The sequence below is a fragment of the Pseudomonas sp. DrBHI1 genome (assembly GCF_002205115.1).
GTDB classification, from domain to species: Bacteria; Pseudomonadota; Gammaproteobacteria; order Pseudomonadales; family Pseudomonadaceae; genus Aquipseudomonas; species Aquipseudomonas mosselii.
Window position 1 is genome coordinate 60,599 of the sequence record NZ_NIBE01000059.1, and the last position, 16,263, is coordinate 76,861.

Sequence of the window (16,263 nt, forward strand, 5' to 3'; positions counted from 1 at the left end):
GCCGACGTTGTGTTCCAGCGTCTGGATGCTGCGGCTGAAGGCCGATTGCGAGAGGTTCACCGCCGCCGCCGCGGCGACAAAGCTGCGGTGCTCGACAAGGGCGATGAAGTGGCGGAGCTGGCGCAGGTCGATATGCATTTTCTACATGGAAACTTTCGGTGGAATGCAATTGCTGGGAAGGGTTGGGAACCTTATAAAGGGAGTCACTTATTCCACAAAATATGAAATACAAATATTTATATCTCTTAAAAGAATAAAGCCCGTCTGATCGCGATTCGGTTCCGCCAACGGAAATGCTCGCCAGGGCCTGTGCCTCCAAGGAGCATCTGCATGTCCCGACTTTCCCGTTGGCCGGCGCGCGCGTCGGTATTCGCCCTGCAACCCTTGGCCGCTGGCGTGCTGCTGGCCGCCGCCGGCAACAGCTTCGCCGAAGAGCCGCGCTCGGCTGCGCCAGCTGTCGAGCAGGAGGCCAAGCTCGGCACCGTCACTGTCAATGCCCGGCGCCGTGAGGAGACCGCCCAGAGCGTGCCCACGCCGATCAGCGTGCTGGGCAGCGAAACCCTGGAGACCCAGCGCATCTATCGCGTGCAGGATCTGCAACAGCTGGTGCCGAGCACCAACGTCGCCTATGTGCACGCCCGCCAGTCGAGCATTTCCATTCGCGGCCTGGGCAACAACCCGGCCAGTGATGGCCTGGAAGGCAGCGTCGGCGTGTATCTGGACAACGTCTACCTGGGGCGCCCGGGCATGGCGGTGTTCGACCTGCTCGATGTCGAGCAGCTGGAGGTGCTGCGGGGGCCGCAAGGCACGCTGTTCGGCAAGAACACCACTGCCGGGGTGCTCAACATCACCACCCGCAAGCCGACCTTCCACCAGGAAGGCAGCGTGCAGTCGTCGTTGGGCGAGGATGGCTACTGGCAGACCCAGGGCAGCTTCTCCGGCCCCCTGACCGACACCCTCGCCGGGCGCATCAGCGCCTACCACACCGAGGACGACGGCTATGTGAAGAACATCTACAACGGCCACGACCTCAATGGCGGCAAGCGCCAGGGCTTTCGTACCCAGTTGCTGTTCAAGCCCAGCGAAACCTTCAACCTGCGCTGGATCGGCGAGTACAACGAAGAAGACTCCGACAACGGCATCCTCAGCCTCTACAGCACCGGCCCGACCATCAATGGCGTGAACCGCTACGAAAGCCTGGCCGCCCAGGCCGGCGCCACCCTGGTGTCGGGCAAGGACCGCAAGGTCAACTTCGATGCCGACCAGATGGTCAAGGTGTTCCAGGGCGGCACTTCGGTAGAGGCCAACTGGACCCTGCCCAACGACTTCACCCTCACCTCGATCAGCGCCTACCGTTGGTGGGACTTCACCCCGCGCAACGACGACGGCCTCAACGTGCCGGTGTTCTACAGTGCCGGGGTTTCGGTGCGGGACAAGCAGTACTCGCAGGAGCTTCGGCTGGCCTCACCCACCGGCGGCTTCTTCGACTACGTACTGGGCGCGTACTACTTCAAGCAGGACCTGGACAATAAATCGTTCACTTACTACGGGCCGCAGGCCGATATCTGGAACCTGACCCCGGCCGGCGCCCTGGCCAACGTGAACACCATCGGCAATGGCCACATCGACACCGACAGCTACGCCCTGTTCGCCCAGGGCACCTGGCACCTGACCGAGCGCCTGGACTTCACCGCCGGGGTACGCGGCACCTACGAGGAGAAAAGCGCCTGGGTGACCCGCGATGCGCCGTCCGGCGGCGCGGCCGTCACCGGTGCGGCCGCGGCCGCCCGCCAGGGCCGGGTGGGCGCGTACGACTCAGGTGACCTTAACCAATACAGCTTCGCCCCCTCCGGGCTGCTCAGCCTGAGCTACCGATTCACCGATGACCTGTTGGGTTATGCCAGCCTGTCCCACGGCGAGAAGTCCGGGGGTGTCAACCTGACTGTCGGTGCCGCCCCACGCTTGGGCACCGATTCGCTGTTGGTGGGTACCGAGCGGGCCAACAACGCCGAACTCGGGCTCAAGAGCACCCTGTTCGACAACCGCCTGCAGCTGAACACCAACCTGTTCTGGACTGAAGTGCACGGCTACCAGGCCAACGTCTACGACGAAGCCAACCGTGTGCAGTACCTGGCCAACGCCGGCAGCGTGCGTTCTCGCGGCCTGGAGTTCGAAGCCACGGCCCTGCCGATCCGAGGCCTGACGCTGAACTTCAACGGCTCATGGAACGACGTGCGCTACACCGACTACAAGGACGCGCCGTGCCCGCCCGAGGTAAGCCTGGCCAACCCCGCCGCCACCTGCGACCTGTCCGGCCACCAGGTGGTCGGCGCCTCCAAGTACATCGCCAACCTCAACGGCCAGTACAAGTGGCAGATCAGCGAACGCATCGAGCCCTACGTCACCGCCAGCTACGCGTTCCGCTCCAAGGCCGTCGGCACCATCGACGATTCCGACTACGGCCAGATCCCCAGCTACGCCATCGTCAACCTGTCCACCGGCGTGCGCCTGGACCAGGGCGACGGCGTGCTCGACCTGTCGCTGTGGGTGAAGAACGCCGGCGACAAGACCTACTTCACCAGCCTGTGGAACTCCGCCAACGGCGGCTATGCCGGCGTGCTGGGCACCCCGCGCACCGTGGGCGCCACCGCCCGTTACGACTTCTGAGCACAAGGAGCTTTGCCATGAATGCCAAGACCCAACCGCATGACCTGCCCGAAGGCGCCTGCCTCACCGCCAAGGTGCCCGACCGCGACCAAGCCCTGCTCGGCGACGTGGTGGTCAACCCGTACCGGCTGGCGCCGCTGACCGCGATCATCCGTGACGGCGGGCGTACCCTGAGTGCCGCCCATGTGCGGGTGCTGGGCCGCGGCGAGCGCGGTGTCGATATCGTCTACGACGTGTCCGACCGCTCGCTGTGGACCTACGGCGGCATCCCGGTGTTCGGCCTGTACCCCGACCACGTCAACCAGGTCGAGGTGAGTTACAAGCTTGATGGCGAACGCATCCGCGAACGTTACGAAATCTACGCCCCGGCGGTGCGCCTGCCGGTGGTGGCCAAGCAGACTGCCGCGCTGCCCGAGGTAGAGCCGGTCAAGGTCGCCCCCGGTTTCGAAAAGCGCCTGTACCTGTTCAATCACCTGCTGGCCGAGATCCCGGGTGGGCGCGCCTTCAAGTGGAACGGCCTGGGCGGCGCCGCCGAGTGGGACTCGGTGGGCAACAACTGGATCGCCGACAGCAATGGTGACGTGCGCTGGTACCTGGATATCGAGCAGATCCATGATTCCAACCATCGCGACGGCCTGGGCGGCACCATGGGCTTCCACCAGACCCGCGACGGCAAGCTGATCTGGGGCCAGGGCCAGACCTACTCCAAGTACGACCTGCTGGGGCGCAAGGTGTGGCAGCGCAACCTGCCGGACAAGTTCGCCGACTTCTCCCACGAGATCCGCGAGACGGTGAACGGCAGCTACCTGCTGCGGGTCGGCACCAGCGACTACCGTCGCCCGGACGGCAAGCGCGTGCGCTCGATCCGCGACCATATCATCGAGGTCAACGAGGCTGGCGACGTGCTGGATTTCTGGGACCTGAACCAGATCCTCGATCCGTACCGCGGCGAGCTGCTGGAAACCCTGGGCAAGGCCGCGATCCAGCTGCCGGACGGTGTAAAGAAACAGGATGAGCGGCTGGCCAACGAATTGGCTGAAGGCGACCTGCCGTTCGGCGACGTTCCCGGTGTCGGTACCGGGCGCAACTGGGCCCATGTCAATGCCATCGACTACGACGCCGATGACGACAGCATCATCGTTTCAGCACGGCACCAGGGCGTGGTGAAGATCGGCCGCGACAAGCAGGTGAAGTGGATCCTCGCCGCGCCGCAAGGTTGGCCGGCACGTTTGCAGGACAAAGTGCTCAAACCGGTGGGCGAGGGCTTCGAGTGGTCCTGGACCCAGCACACCGCCTGGCTGACCGGGCACGGCACGCTGACTGTGTTCGACAACGGCTGGGGCCGCGACTTCGGCCCGACTAGGCTGACTGGCAACTACAGCCGGGCGGTGGAGTACCGCATCGACGAGGCCAAGGGCACGGTCGAGCAGGTATGGCAGTACGGCAAGGAGCGCGGTGACGAGTGGTACAGCCCGATCACCTCGGTGGTGGCGTACCAGGCGCAGACCGATACCCAGTTCATCTACTCGGCTTCGGTGAGTTTCCTGACACCGGAGAAGCTGACGACCAGCGTGCTCAATGAAGTGCGTCGCGGCACCCAGGAGGTGGTGGTGGAGCTGAAAGTGCACAGTCGCCAGCCGGGCAGCGTGGGCTACCGGGCGCTGGTGATCGATCTCGACAAGGCGTTCTGACCCTTCCTTCTGACCGATGGTCTAACCTCTTACGGCCCAATCGCGGGGCAAGCCCGCTCCCACAGGAACCCTGCGCTCCTTGTGGGAGCGGGCTTGCCCCGCGATTGGGCCGTTTGCCAGGGGGGGGTTCAACCATTCGTTCTTTTTTTCGAACAGCCTATTGTCCAACACCCCAACCCCCGCTTAGCATTCCGTTTGAGATTTCAAACGCTCGGCACCCAGGCGTCGAACACCCTGGTGCACGAATTTGTGACGGCCGCCCCCTTCTCGGGGCGCCTTTTCAACAATCAATAATTCGCAGTAAAGGGAAGCCGACATGCAGCTCAAAGACGCTCAGTTGTTCCGCCAGCAAGCCTTCATCAACGGTGAATGGCTGGATGCGGACAGCGGTCAGACCATCAAGGTGACCAACCCGGCCACCGGTGAGGTGATCGGTACCGTGCCGAAGATGGGCGCCGCCGAGACCCGCCGCGCCATCGAGGCCGCCGACAAGGCCCTGCCGGCCTGGCGCGCACTGACTGCCAAAGAGCGTGCCGGCAAGCTGCGTCGCTGGTTCGAGCTGATGATCGAGCACCAGGACGACCTGGCCCGTCTGATGACCACCGAGCAGGGCAAGCCACTGGCCGAGGCCAAGGGCGAGATCGCCTATGCCGCCTCGTTCATCGAGTGGTTCGCCGAGGAAGCCAAGCGCGTGTACGGCGACGTCATCCCAGGCCACCAGCCGGACAAACGCCTGATCGTCATCAAGCAGCCGATCGGTGTCACCGCCGCCATCACCCCGTGGAACTTCCCGGCCGCGATGATCACCCGTAAAGCCGGCCCGGCCCTGGCCGCCGGTTGCACCATGGTGCTCAAGCCCGCTTCGCAGACCCCGTACTCCGCCCTGGCCCTGGTCGAGCTGGCCACCCGTGCCGGCATCCCGGCTGGCGTGCTGAGCGTGATCACCGGCAGCGCCGGCGAGGTTGGCTCCGAGCTGACCGGCAACTCGCTGGTGCGCAAGCTGTCCTTCACCGGCTCGACCGAGATCGGCCGCCAGCTGATGGAAGAATGCGCCAAGGACATCAAGAAGGTTTCCCTGGAACTGGGCGGCAACGCGCCTTTCATCGTGTTCGACGACGCCGACCTGGACAAGGCGGTCGAGGGCGCGATCATCTCCAAGTACCGTAACAACGGCCAGACCTGCGTCTGCGCCAACCGCATCTACGTGCAGGACGGCGTCTACGACGCGTTTGCCGAGAAGCTGAAGGCCGCGGTGGCCAAGCTGAAGATCGGCAACGGCCTGGAAGAAGGCACCACCACTGGCCCGCTGATCGACGGCAAGGCTGTCGCCAAGGTCCAGGAGCACATCGAGGACGCCGTCGCCAAGGGCGCCAAGGTACTGTCCGGCGGCAAGATCATCGAAGGCAACTTCTTCGAGCCGACCATCCTGGTCGACGTACCGAAGACCGCTGCCGTCGCCAAGGAAGAGACATTCGGCCCGCTGGCGCCGCTGTTCCGCTTCAAGGACGAGGCCGAAGTCATCGCCATGTCCAACGACACCGAGTTCGGCTTGGCCTCGTACTTCTACGCCCGCGACATGAGCCGCGTGTTCCGCGTCGCCGAGGCCCTGGAATACGGCATGGTGGGTATCAACACCGGCCTGATCTCCAACGAAGTGGCGCCGTTCGGCGGCATCAAGGCTTCGGGCCTGGGCCGTGAAGGTTCCAAGTACGGTATCGAGGACTACCTCGAGATCAAATACCTGTGCATCAGCGTCTGATCGCCAGGTAAACGCTTTTACCTCTGCCAGCGGGGCGCGAGAGCGACGTCTCGCTGGCCTTTTTGACATAGCGGTACCTGGTGGCCAGGGCATGTGTGGCAGTCGATCAACGAATACTGTGCACGCCTGCATCCAGCCACCCCCGAATAAAAGCGCCGCAGAACCGGCGCAATTGAGGGCACTATGAGCAAGACCAACGAATCCCTGATGCAACGCCGTGTCGCCGCCGTCCCACGTGGCGTTGGCCAGATTCACCCGATCTTCGTCGATACCGCGAAGAACTCGACGGTGATCGACGTCGAAGGCCGCGAACTGATCGACTTCGCCGGCGGCATCGCGGTGTTGAACACCGGCCACCTGCATCCGAAAGTGGTCGCGGCCGTGCAAGAGCAACTGACCAAGGTCAGCCACACCTGCTTCCAGGTGCTGGCCTACGAGCCCTACGTCGAGCTGTGCGAGAAGATCAACAAGCTGGTCCCAGGCAACTTCGACAAGAAGACCCTGCTGGTCACCACCGGCTCCGAAGCCGTTGAAAACGCCGTGAAGATCGCCCGTGCCGCCACCGGCCGTGCCGGCGTGATCGCCTTCACCGGCGGCTACCACGGCCGCACCATGATGACCCTGGGCCTGACCGGCAAGGTCGTGCCGTACTCCGCTGGCATGGGCCTGATGCCAGGCGGCATCTTCCGCGCCCTGTTCCCGAGCGAACTGCACGGCATCAGCGTCGATGACGCCATTGCCTCGGTCGAGCGCATCTTCAAGAACGACGCCGAGCCACGCGACATCGCCGCGATCATCCTCGAGCCGGTACAAGGCGAAGGCGGTTTCCTGCCGGCGCCGAAAGAGCTGATGAAGCGCCTGCGCGCCCTGTGCGACCAGCACGGCATCCTGCTGATCGCCGACGAAGTACAGACCGGCGCTGGCCGCACCGGCACCTTCTTCGCCATGGAGCAGATGGGCGTCGCGCCTGACCTGACCACCTTCGCCAAGTCGATCGCCGGCGGCTTCCCGCTGGCCGGTGTGTGCGGCAAGGCCGAGTACATGGACGCCATCGCCCCGGGCGGCCTGGGCGGCACCTATGCCGGCTCGCCGATCGCCTGCGCCGCGGCCCTGGCCGTAATCGAAGTGTTCGAGGAAGAGAAACTGCTGGATCGCAGCAAGGCTGTCGGCGAGCGCCTGACCGCCGGCCTGCGTGAAATCCAGAAGAAGCACCCGATCATCGGCGATATCCGTGGTCTGGGCTCGATGATCGCGGTGGAAGTCTTTGAGAAAGGCACCCACACCCCGAACGCCGCCGCTGTTGCCCAGGTGGTCGCCAAGGCGCGCGACAAAGGCCTGATCCTGCTGTCCTGCGGCACTTACGGCAACGTCCTGCGGATTCTGGTTCCGCTGACCGCCGAAGACGCGCTGCTGGACAAAGGCCTGGCCATCATCGAAGAGTGCTTCGCCGAACTGGCCTGAAGAATGTGACATGCTTTAGAAAAAAACCCGCCTCGGCGGGTTTTTTTTTGTGCCGTTCGCCGGTATCAGGCGCTAAGGTTGTACGAGGATTCCGTGGAAGCTGCGATGGATCGCGCGTCATAGCCTGGAGAATAGCCCATGAGCGCTGTCGACCCCGTCCCCCCCTGCGTGCTGATTGCCGAAGGCGATCCCTGGGTGCGCGACATGCTCAGCGAAATGCTGCTTAGCGTGCGCTGCGATGCCCGCCTGCAGGTTTGTGCCGATGGTTCCGAGGCGCTGAGTGCGCTGGCGGCCAAACCCGACCTGATCATCGCTGCCCGTGAACTCTCAGGGTTCGACGGCCTCGATCTGCTGCGCAAGGTGCGCGCCAAGGGCGACAAGCCCGGTTTGCCGTTCATCCTCATGAGTGACCGCACCGACAGCGCCAGTGTGCGCGAGGCGCTGCCGTTGCACCCGACCGCCTACCTGAGCAAGCCGCTTGACCTGGACAACCTGCGCAAGCGCCTGGAGAACCTGCTGCTGGCAGTAGGTGAGCAGATCGCCTGCCCGGTACCGCCGTTGCAGCCCGGCGCGCGACTGCCGGCCTACCTGGAACAGCGCCGGGCCACCGCCGACGGCGGCCCGCTGTTTGCCGATGTGCAGGTGGCGGTCAAGCGGGCCCTCAACCCCCATGGCCTCAACCTCAAGGTGCTCGAGGAAGAGGTGCGCAACGACCCACAGATCACCGGCGTGCTCATCGCCGCCGCCAACAGTGCCGCCCTGCACCGTGAAGCGCCGGTACAGACCCTGCTGCAGGCGCTGAACAAGCTCGGCAGCACCCAGAGCATGAACCTCATCCTCGGCCTCACGCTCAAGCGCAGCGCCCGTTTGACCGACCCGCTGCTGGAGCGGCACGCCACCCATTACTGGAACCTGTCGCTGCACACCGCCGAGTACGGCCGCACATTGGCGCGCATGCTCGAGGTGGACGAAGCGCGTTGTTACTGCGCGGGGCTGCTGCACTGCCTGGGGGACCTGGCGGTGCTGCGCACCTTGCAGGAGTGGCGCCTGGCCGGTGGCGAGCTGGACGAGGACCAGGTGGAGCTGTCGCTCAACGAGTTCGGCGCGCCGTTCGGCTCGGCACTGCGCACCCGCTGGCGTCTGCCGTTGGACCTGCGCGAGCTGATCGCCGCGGTGTACCAGCTGGGCGGCGGCGTCTACTCCCGGGAGATCCTGGCGATGAACCTGGCCGGGCAGCTGTCGCGGCTCAAGCCCAGCGAAGGGCTGGAGAAGGTCGCCAGCAGCAAGACGGCGCGCTTGCTAAAACTTGGATTGCCGGAGCTGTCGCGGCTGCGCAAGGTGGACCCGGAAGCGCTGGCGCGGGAGGAGGCCGAGCGTCTGGCGGCGGAAGCGGCCGAGAGCAAGCTGCAGGTTGCTCCCATCGCTGCCCTGACTATTGATGCTGATCCGGCGGGGGGTGAGGAGCAGGCCTGAGACGTAGCGGGCTGATCGATTACGAGTGGAGTGCCGCAGCCGCGAAGTGATCCGCTTCAGCCTTTAACGATCTGGTTCTTGCCCTGGCGCTTGGCACGGTACATGGCGGCGTCCGCCCGGGCGAACAGGCTGTCGAGCGTTTCATCCTCATCCTGCAACCCGGTCAGCCCTTGGCTTACGGTAACCCCGTAGGTGTGCTCGCCATGGCTGAAGCTCAACCGCTGGATCTCCCGCTGCAGACGCTCGGCAATTTGCTCGGCCACTTGTGCGGTGCAGCCGGGGAACACGGCCGCAAACTCCTCGCCACCGATTCGTCCGAACTGATCGCCACGGCGCAGCACGGCCTTGCCGCTGTCGGCGATGCGCTGTAGCACTTGGTCGCCTTCCTGGTGGCCGTAGGTGTCGTTGATATGCTTGAAATCGTCGATGTCCAGCAGCAGGAAGGCCATCGGCGCGCCGTCCTCGCGTGCGCTGTCGAAGGCCTGCTGGGCGCACTCGAAGAAGTGCCGGCGGTTGCTGCTCTGGGTCAGCACATCGGTGGTGGCCAGGCGTTGCAGCTCGCCTTCGAGCTGTTTTTTTTCGGTGATGTCCTCGGCGATGCCGACGATGATCACCCGCTGGTCGCCCTCGCGCTGCTGGTTGATGTAGCACTTGTCGCTGAGCCAGCGCACCTCGCCGGCGGCATTGAGGATGCGGTATTCGCGGTCCTCGACGGTGCCCTTGACCAGCACCTGGGCAAGGCTGCGTTCGGCGTACTCCAGGTCGTCCGGGTAGATGGCGTCGCGCCATTCGTTGTAGTCGGCCAGTACCAGGCTGGCCGGGCGGCCAAAGATGCGCTCGTAGGCGGGGCTGACGTAGAGCACCTGACGGGTTTCCCAGTCGAAGGCCCAGAGCACGGCGTTGACGCTGTCGAGCAGCGAGCTGTACAGCTGCTCGCGTTCGCTTAGGCGAGCCACTTCGCCTTGGGCATGGAGCAGGGCCAGCAGGGTCTGGGCGGCTTCTGGGCGGGGAGTGCCGGCAGGTGTGGGTGGGAGGTCTTTGGCCATGAGCACGGAACGTTTCTCGACGATGGGCGTGCGGCCACGGTCCGGCCCGCCACGCGGGCGATATGCCGGATTTGAGTCGATTTGCGGGGGGGAAGTTCCGGTCGGCACGCCCCGTTGCGGGGCATGCCGATCAACGGTGCTCAGGCGCCATTGGGGCGCAGCGAGTAGGTCTTGAGCTGGGCGGCGAAGTCACGCAGCGAGTGGATGCCACTGGCCTCGGCCTCGTGTACCCAATCCTTCATCGCGGCGAGCATATCGTGGCCGTTGGCGCTGGTGCGCGCCCAGATCTGCTGCAGCGCCAGGCGCTTTTCGTAGATGGTCTTGAGAGCCTGGCTGTGGGCCAGCATCGACTCGATGCGCACGTGGTGGCGGTCCTGCAGCAGGCTGGTTTCCCGCGAGAGCAGGCGCTTGGCACGGCGGAAACGGTGGCGCAGCGAGGCGTCGGCCTTGTCCAGCTCTTGCTTGACCAGCGGGCCGATCACCAGCTTGCGGTACTGGGCCATGATCTGGAAGCGGTTGTTGAGGATGGCCATGGCGGTGTCCATGTCCAGCGACGCCTTGCCCTCCACGCGATGGGCGATGGGCGCGACACGCTGGACCTTGGCCAGGCGCAGCAGGCTCAGCAGACGGATCCACATCCAGCCCATGTCGAATTCCCAGCGCCGCACCGACAGCTTCGCCGAGTTGGGGTAGGTGTGGTGGTTGTTGTGCAGCTCCTCCCCACCAATGATGATGCCCCACGGCACCAGGTTGGTGGCGGCGTCGCGGCACTCGAAGTTGCGGTAGCCCACGGCATGGCCCAGGCCGTTGACCACGCCGGCGGCCCAGAACGGGATCCACATCATCTGGATCGCCCAGATGGTGATGCCGATGGTGCCGAACAGCAGCAGGTCGATGACCGCCATCAGGGCGATGCCGCCGAGCTTGAAGCGGGTGTAGAGGTTGCGCTCGATCCAGTCGTCCGGGCAGTTCTTGCCGTAGATGCGCAGCGTTTCTTCGTTACGCGCCTCTTCACGGTACAGCTCGGCACCCTTGCGCAGCACGGTACCCAGGCCCTTGTGCACGGGGCTGTGCGGGTCGTCCGGGGTTTCGCACTTGGCGTGGTGCTTGCGGTGGATGGCGGTCCATTCGCGGGTGTTCTGCGCGGTGGTGAGCCACAGCCAGAAACGGAAGAAATGCTTGAGCCCCGCGTTCAGCTCCAGGGCGCGGTGCGCCGAGTAGCGGTGCAGGTAGATGGTGACGCTGACGATGGTCAGGTGGGTCATCAGCAGGGTGACGGCGACCAGTTGCCAGGCCGACAAGTCGAGTAGACCGTAGTACCACATAACGGGAAAGACCCTCGAAAACTCAGGGGAACAGCGCTCGCATTATCCCTGGGCGGGGAAATAAAACCAGTCACCCTTTTAGATAGGAGGTCACAGGGTGTTTCAGCCCTTATAATGCCCCTTCATTTTTCATGGGCTCATCCACCCGACATGTCTGTTTCCGTTCGCGACGCCTTGCGCATGGCCGGGCTCTATGTGGTGCTTTCGATCCTCTGGCTGGTGCTGTCCGAGCTGGTCCTGCAGGGCATGACCGACGACCCGCTGGCGCTGACCGTGGGCCGGCAGATCAACGTGGTGGTCTGGGTGCTGCTCAGTGCCTTGCTGATCTTTGTCTCCCGTGCCCGCCTGCTGAACTTCATCGGCATCGGCGCCCGCTTGCGCAGTGAAGACCGCGAGCGCCTGCGCATGGCTGCGGCGGTGTTCGACAGCACCCTGGAGGGTGTGCTGGTGACCGACCGCAATGGCCTGATCGTGCACGTCAACCGGGCCTTCATGCGCATCACCGGCTACCAGCAGGACGAAGTCATCGGCCAGCGCCCGAGCAAGTTCAAGTCCGGTCGGCATGGCGCGCCGTTCTACCAGCAGATCTACGCCGCCCTGGCGGAGCAGGGCGAGTGGAGCGGGGAGATCTGGAACCGCCGTAAAAGCGGGGAGATCTACCCGCAATGGCAGACGATCTGCGCCATTCGCGATGACAGTGGCGCGCTCAGCCATTACGTCGCGGTCTTCAGCGACATCAGCGCGATCAAGCACACCGAGGAAGAACTGGCCTATCTCGTCCATCACGACCCGCTGACCGGCCTGCCCAACCGTCTGCTATTCAACGACCGCGCCATGCAGGCCATGGCCGCGGCCCAGGCCAACAAGCGCGGCTGTGCCCTGCTGCTGCTCGACCTCGACCATTTCCAGAGCATCAACGATGGCCTTGGCCACACCATCGGCGACCAACTGCTCAAGCTGGTCGGCGAGCGCCTGCGGGAGGTGCTGGGCAGCGGCGTGACCCTGGCCCGGCTGGGCGGCGACGAGTTCGGCGTGCTGGCCGAGAACTGCCAGCAGGTCGGCCAGGCCGGCAAGCTGGCGCAATCGATCATCGAGCGATTGAAGGAACCGTTCTGCTTCGAAGGCAATCGCCTGTTCATCAGTGTCAGCATCGGCATCAGCCTGTTCCCCAGCGACGCGCTGAGTGCCGAGCAGTTGTTGCGCAACGCCGACTCGGCGCTGTTCAAGGCCAAGAGCAACGGCCGAGCCTGCTATGCGCTGTACACCGAGGAGCTCACCGCCCATGCCCAGCAGCGGGTCGAAACCGCCGGCGAGTTGCGCCGAGCGCTGGAGCAGCAGGAGCTGCGGGTGTTCTTCCAACCGGTGCATGACCTGTTCACCGCGCGGATGATAGGCGTCGAGGCACTGGTGCGCTGGCAGCATCCGCAGCGTGGTCTGGTCCCACCCGGTGAGTTCATCCCTATCGCCGAACGCACCGGGCTGATCGCCGAGATCGACGCCTGGGTGTTGCACCAGGCCTGCCGGCAGATGGTGCAGTGGCAGACCGAGGGACGGCAGTTGGCATTCGTTGCGGTGAACATTTCCAGCCGCCTGTTCAGCCAACGCGACCTGTACCGGCAGGTGGCCGATGCATTGCACGACACCGGGCTGGACCCAGCGCTGCTCGAGCTCGAAGTGACCGAGAGCGCGGTGATGGAAGACCCCGAGGTTGCCCTGGAGCAGCTTTACCGCCTGCGCGAGCTGGGCGTGACACTGGCCATCGACGACTTCGGCACGGGGTACTCGTCATTGCTGCGGCTCAAGCGAATGCCCGTGCAGAAGCTCAAGATCGACCAGGGCTTCGTCGCGGGCCTGCCCCATGACGAGGACGACATCGCCATCGTGCGGGTGATCATCGCCCTGGCGCGGAGCATGGGCATGCAGGTGCACGCCGAGGGGGTAGAGCAGGCGGAGCAGGCGCGGTTCCTGCTGGAGCAGCAATGCCAGCTGGGGCAGGGGTACTGGTTCGGGCGGCCGGTGCCGGCGGCGGAGCTGCACTGGGGCTGAGCCATGTGCATACCGTTGTAGGAGCGGCCTTGTGTCGCGAAAGGGCCGCAATGCGGCCCCGGCGATTGCATCAACGCTGAAATCCTGGGGCCGCTTCGCGGCCCTTTCGCGACACAAGGCCGCTCCTACACCAATAATATTTCAACGTTTGTTCAACCCTTTGGCCAGACGGTCCCCGCCCAGCTGGATCAGCGCCACCAATGCCACAAGCATCACGATCACGGTCAGCATGATCTGGCTGTCGAAGCGTTGGTATCCATACCTGTAGGCAATATCCCCCAGGCCACCGGCGCCGATCGCTCCGGCCATGGCCGACGAGTTGATCAGCGTCACCAGGGTGATGGTGAAGCCGCCGACGATGCCCGGCAGGGCCTCGGGCAACAGCACGTGCCAGACGATGTGCCAGCGCCGGCAGCCCATGGCCTGGGCGGCTTCGATCAGGCCGTGGTCGACCTCGCGCAGGCTGACCTCGGCGATCCGCGCGAAGAACGGCGTGGCGGCGATGGTCAGCGGCACCACGGCCGCCCACACGCCATAGGTGGTGCCGACCACCAGGCGGGTGAAGGGGATCAGCGCGACCATCAGGATCAGGAACGGAATCGAGCGGAACAGGTTGACGATGGCGCCCAGCACCCGGTTCAGCGCCGGGGCCTCGAAGATCCCGCCCTTGTCGCTGGTGACCAGCAGCACCGCCATCGGCACCCCGACCAGCAGCGCGACCAGCGAGGACACGCCGACCATCAGCAGGGTGTCGAACAGGCCTTGCAGCAGGCGATCAATCCACATGGCCGAGTACCTCCACATCCGCGGCCCAGCGGCGGGCGCGTTCGAGCAATTGATGGGTGTCCAGCGACGAGCCGCGCACGGACAGGATCAACTGCCCCAGGGCCTGCTCGCCGATGGTCTCGACGCCGCCCTGGAGCAGCCGCACGCGTCCGCCCAGGTCGTTGAACAGGGCGCTCAGTTCCGGCTCGCCGAGCAGGTCGAGCTTGAGCACCACGGCCGCGTCGCGGCTGACCGGCTGGGCGCGCAGGCTGGCCTGCAAGGCTGCCGGCAGCTTGGTCTGCAGCGGTGCGAGCAGGGTGCGGGTGACGTCGTGGCGTGGCGCGCCGAACACCTGCCAGACCTCGCCCTGCTCGACGATCTCGCCCCGTTCGAGCACCACCACGTGCTGGCAGATGTCGCGGATCACCGCCATCTCGTGGGTGATCAGCACCACGGTCAGGCCCAGGCGCCGGTTGATGTCGCGCAGCAGTTCGAGGATCGAGGCGGTGGTTTCCGGGTCCAGCGCCGAGGTGGCCTCGTCGCACAGCAGGATCTCGGGGTCATGCACCAGCGCCCGGGCGATGCCGACGCGCTGCTTCTGCCCGCCGGACAATTGCGCCGGATAGACATGATGCTTTTCCTCCAGGCCGACCAGTGCCAGCAGCTCGCGCACCTTGCGCTGGCGCTCGGCCTTGTCCACCCCGGCCACCTTCAGCGGCAGCTCGACGTTCTGCCATACGGTCTTGGCCGACATCAGGTTGAAGTGCTGGAAGATCATGCTGATGCGCCGGCGCAGCGCCACCAGACGGTCCTCGTCGAACGGCGCGATATCCACCTGGTCGATCAGCACCCGGCCCTGGCTGGGCTGTTCAAGGCGATTGATGGTGCGCAGCAGCGAGGACTTGCCGGCGCCACTGCGGCCGATGATGCCGAAGATCTCGCCCCGGCGAATGTTCAGGTCGATGTCTTGCAGCGCCGGCTGGCCCTGGCCCGGATAGGTCTTGCCCAGGCCGATGAAGCGGATGTGCGCCTGGTTCACCTCCGGGCGCAGGGCGGTTTCCTCGGCCTTGAACGGTTCGGCGGGCGGGACGGGCGCCCTGAGGGCGCTGGCCTGGGCCATGTCAGCCTTCCCAGCCGGCCTGGTAGAGCTTGCCATGGGCCTTGTCCAGGGCGGCGCGCACGACCGGCGAGTGTTGGTAGATATCGACGAACTTGGCCAGGCGCGGGTCGTTCTTCTCCTGCGGGCGGATGACGAACTGGATCACGTACTCCTTGTTCTCCAGGCCGTCGAACAGCAGCGCCGAGGTGGCGTCGAAGCTGTTGGCCAGGCGGATGTAGGCCGGGTAGCCCTGGACCAGGTCGGCGTCGTCATAGGCGCGTACCAGTTGCACGGCTTCGACCTGGAGAATCCGGATCTTCTTCGGGTTGGCGACGATGTCGTCCTCGGTGGCCTTGTAGCCCACGCCCGGCTTGAGGGTGATCAGCCCGGCCTTGGCCAGCAATTGCAGGCCACGGCCACTGTTGATCGGGTCGTTGGCGATGGCCACGCTGGCGCCCTCGGGCAGATCGTGGAAGCTCTTGTACTTTTTCGAGTACAGGCCAACGTTGTTGATGATCCCCGGCGCGTACGGGACCAGGTCGAAGCCGGCGGCGGCCTTGGCGTTTTCCAGGAACGGGATGTGCTGGAAGTAGTTCACGTCGATATCGCCGCTGTTGAGGCTGACATTGGGCGCGATCCAGTCGCTGAACTCGATCAGCTTCACTTCCAGGCCCTGTTTCTGGGCCTCTTCCACCGCTGCCTCCAGGGGGATGGCGAAGGCGGCGGTGGTGCCGATCTTCAGCGGTTCGGCGGCCAAGGCGGCGGCGGACAGGCCGAGGCCCAGGGCAATGGCCGCGATGGGCCGGAACAGTTTCTCAAGCATGGTGCAGGGCTCCAGTCGGGGCAGGGTCGGGGGTGTTGCGGTAGCGGGCGCCGGGGTGTCCGGCGGGCAGATGCGGCTGGCTGCTGGCGAACAGCTTCTCGCGCAGGG

General features: G+C 65.1%; 12 protein-coding genes. 6 read left to right on the forward strand and 6 right to left on the reverse strand.

The annotated features are described in order from the left end of the window. The coding region (locus CC207_RS27585; protein ID WP_256582083.1) for a LysR family transcriptional regulator at positions 1-138 on the reverse strand (138 nt) is incomplete at its 3' end. 192 nt (positions 139-330) lie between these two features. Here CC207_RS27585 and CC207_RS12335 point away from each other — a divergent pair. From CC207_RS12335 to CC207_RS12355, 5 genes are all read left to right on the forward strand, one after another. Further along, the gene (locus tag CC207_RS12335) at positions 331-2,667 is read left to right on the forward strand and encodes a TonB-dependent receptor (protein WP_088852184.1); all 2,337 of its coding nucleotides are present in this window, start codon (positions 331-333) and stop codon (positions 2,665-2,667) included. A 17-nt stretch (positions 2,668-2,684) separates the two neighbouring features. Further along, positions 2,685-4,358, forward strand: a complete 1,674-nt coding sequence (locus CC207_RS12340; protein WP_028688581.1) for an aryl-sulfate sulfotransferase — start codon at positions 2,685-2,687, stop codon at positions 4,356-4,358. Positions 4,359-4,674: 316 nt separating this feature from the next. After that, positions 4,675-6,117, forward strand: a complete 1,443-nt coding sequence (gene gabD / locus CC207_RS12345; protein WP_028688580.1) for an NADP-dependent succinate-semialdehyde dehydrogenase — start codon at positions 4,675-4,677, stop codon at positions 6,115-6,117. Positions 6,118-6,300: 183 nt separating this feature from the next. Beyond that, positions 6,301-7,578, forward strand: coding sequence for a 4-aminobutyrate--2-oxoglutarate transaminase (gene gabT, locus CC207_RS12350; RefSeq protein ID WP_028688579.1), 1,278 nt, complete (start codon positions 6,301-6,303; stop codon positions 7,576-7,578). A 138-nt stretch (positions 7,579-7,716) separates the two neighbouring features. After that, complete coding sequence (locus tag CC207_RS12355; RefSeq protein ID WP_069015915.1) at positions 7,717-9,051, forward strand: response regulator; 1,335 nt, start codon at positions 7,717-7,719, stop codon at positions 9,049-9,051. A 56-nt stretch (positions 9,052-9,107) separates the two neighbouring features. Here CC207_RS12355 and CC207_RS12360 read toward each other — a convergent pair whose 3' ends face one another. Both CC207_RS12360 and desA read right to left on the reverse strand, forming a co-directional pair. Continuing rightward, positions 9,108-10,097: a sensor domain-containing diguanylate cyclase gene (locus tag CC207_RS12360; RefSeq protein WP_051555600.1), complete on the reverse strand. Its 990-nt coding sequence runs from the start codon at positions 10,095-10,097 to the stop codon at positions 9,108-9,110. Positions 10,098-10,237: 140 nt separating this feature from the next. Then, the gene (gene desA, locus CC207_RS12365; RefSeq protein WP_069015914.1) at positions 10,238-11,422 is read right to left on the reverse strand and encodes a delta-9 fatty acid desaturase DesA; all 1,185 of its coding nucleotides are present in this window, start codon (positions 11,420-11,422) and stop codon (positions 10,238-10,240) included. A gap of 150 nt (positions 11,423-11,572) precedes the next feature. On the opposite strand from desA, the gene dibA reads away from it, so the two are divergent. Beyond that, complete coding sequence (dibA, locus tag CC207_RS12370; protein ID WP_062359892.1) at positions 11,573-13,468, forward strand: phosphodiesterase DibA; 1,896 nt, start codon at positions 11,573-11,575, stop codon at positions 13,466-13,468. 141 nt (positions 13,469-13,609) lie between these two features. Here the strand turns inward: dibA and CC207_RS12375 are convergent, their stop codons facing one another. The 3 genes from CC207_RS12375 to CC207_RS12385 are packed head-to-tail and all read right to left on the reverse strand — an operon-like array spanning position 13,610 to position 16,155. Then, positions 13,610-14,254, reverse strand: a complete 645-nt coding sequence (locus CC207_RS12375; protein WP_028688575.1) for a methionine ABC transporter permease — start codon at positions 14,252-14,254, stop codon at positions 13,610-13,612. Further along, positions 14,244-15,353, reverse strand: a complete 1,110-nt coding sequence (locus tag CC207_RS12380; RefSeq protein ID WP_088852185.1) for a methionine ABC transporter ATP-binding protein — start codon at positions 15,351-15,353, stop codon at positions 14,244-14,246. The genes CC207_RS12375 and CC207_RS12380 overlap by 11 nt, the downstream gene beginning before the upstream one ends. A 1-nt stretch (position 15,354) precedes the next feature. Then, positions 15,355-16,155 carry a MetQ/NlpA family ABC transporter substrate-binding protein gene (locus CC207_RS12385; RefSeq protein ID WP_062359888.1) on the reverse strand — a complete coding sequence of 267 codons (801 nt, stop codon included), beginning with the start codon at positions 16,153-16,155 and terminating at the stop codon, positions 15,355-15,357. Positions 16,156-16,263: the final 108 nt, after the last annotated feature.

Bases quoted from the DNA above. Each gene is read 5' to 3' on its own strand.
- CC207_RS12335 (WP_088852184.1), top strand. From the start codon at position 331: ATGTCCCGACTTTCCCGTTGGCCGGCGCGCGCGTCGGTATTCGCCCTG.
- CC207_RS12340 (WP_028688581.1), top strand. From the start codon at position 2,685: ATGAATGCCAAGACCCAACCGCATGACCTGCCCGAAGGCGCCTGCCTC.
- gabD (WP_028688580.1), top strand. From the start codon at position 4,675: ATGCAGCTCAAAGACGCTCAGTTGTTCCGCCAGCAAGCCTTCATCAAC.
- gabT (WP_028688579.1), top strand. From the start codon at position 6,301: ATGAGCAAGACCAACGAATCCCTGATGCAACGCCGTGTCGCCGCCGTC.
- CC207_RS12355 (WP_069015915.1), top strand. From the start codon at position 7,717: ATGAGCGCTGTCGACCCCGTCCCCCCCTGCGTGCTGATTGCCGAAGGC.
- CC207_RS12360 (WP_051555600.1), bottom strand. From the start codon at position 10,097: ATGGCCAAAGACCTCCCACCCACACCTGCCGGCACTCCCCGCCCAGAA.
- desA (WP_069015914.1), bottom strand. From the start codon at position 11,422: ATGTGGTACTACGGTCTACTCGACTTGTCGGCCTGGCAACTGGTCGCC.
- dibA (WP_062359892.1), top strand. From the start codon at position 11,573: ATGTCTGTTTCCGTTCGCGACGCCTTGCGCATGGCCGGGCTCTATGTG.
- CC207_RS12375 (WP_028688575.1), bottom strand. From the start codon at position 14,254: ATGTGGATTGATCGCCTGCTGCAAGGCCTGTTCGACACCCTGCTGATG.
- CC207_RS12380 (WP_088852185.1), bottom strand. From the start codon at position 15,353: ATGGCCCAGGCCAGCGCCCTCAGGGCGCCCGTCCCGCCCGCCGAACCG.
- CC207_RS12385 (WP_062359888.1), bottom strand. From the start codon at position 16,155: ATGCTTGAGAAACTGTTCCGGCCCATCGCGGCCATTGCCCTGGGCCTC.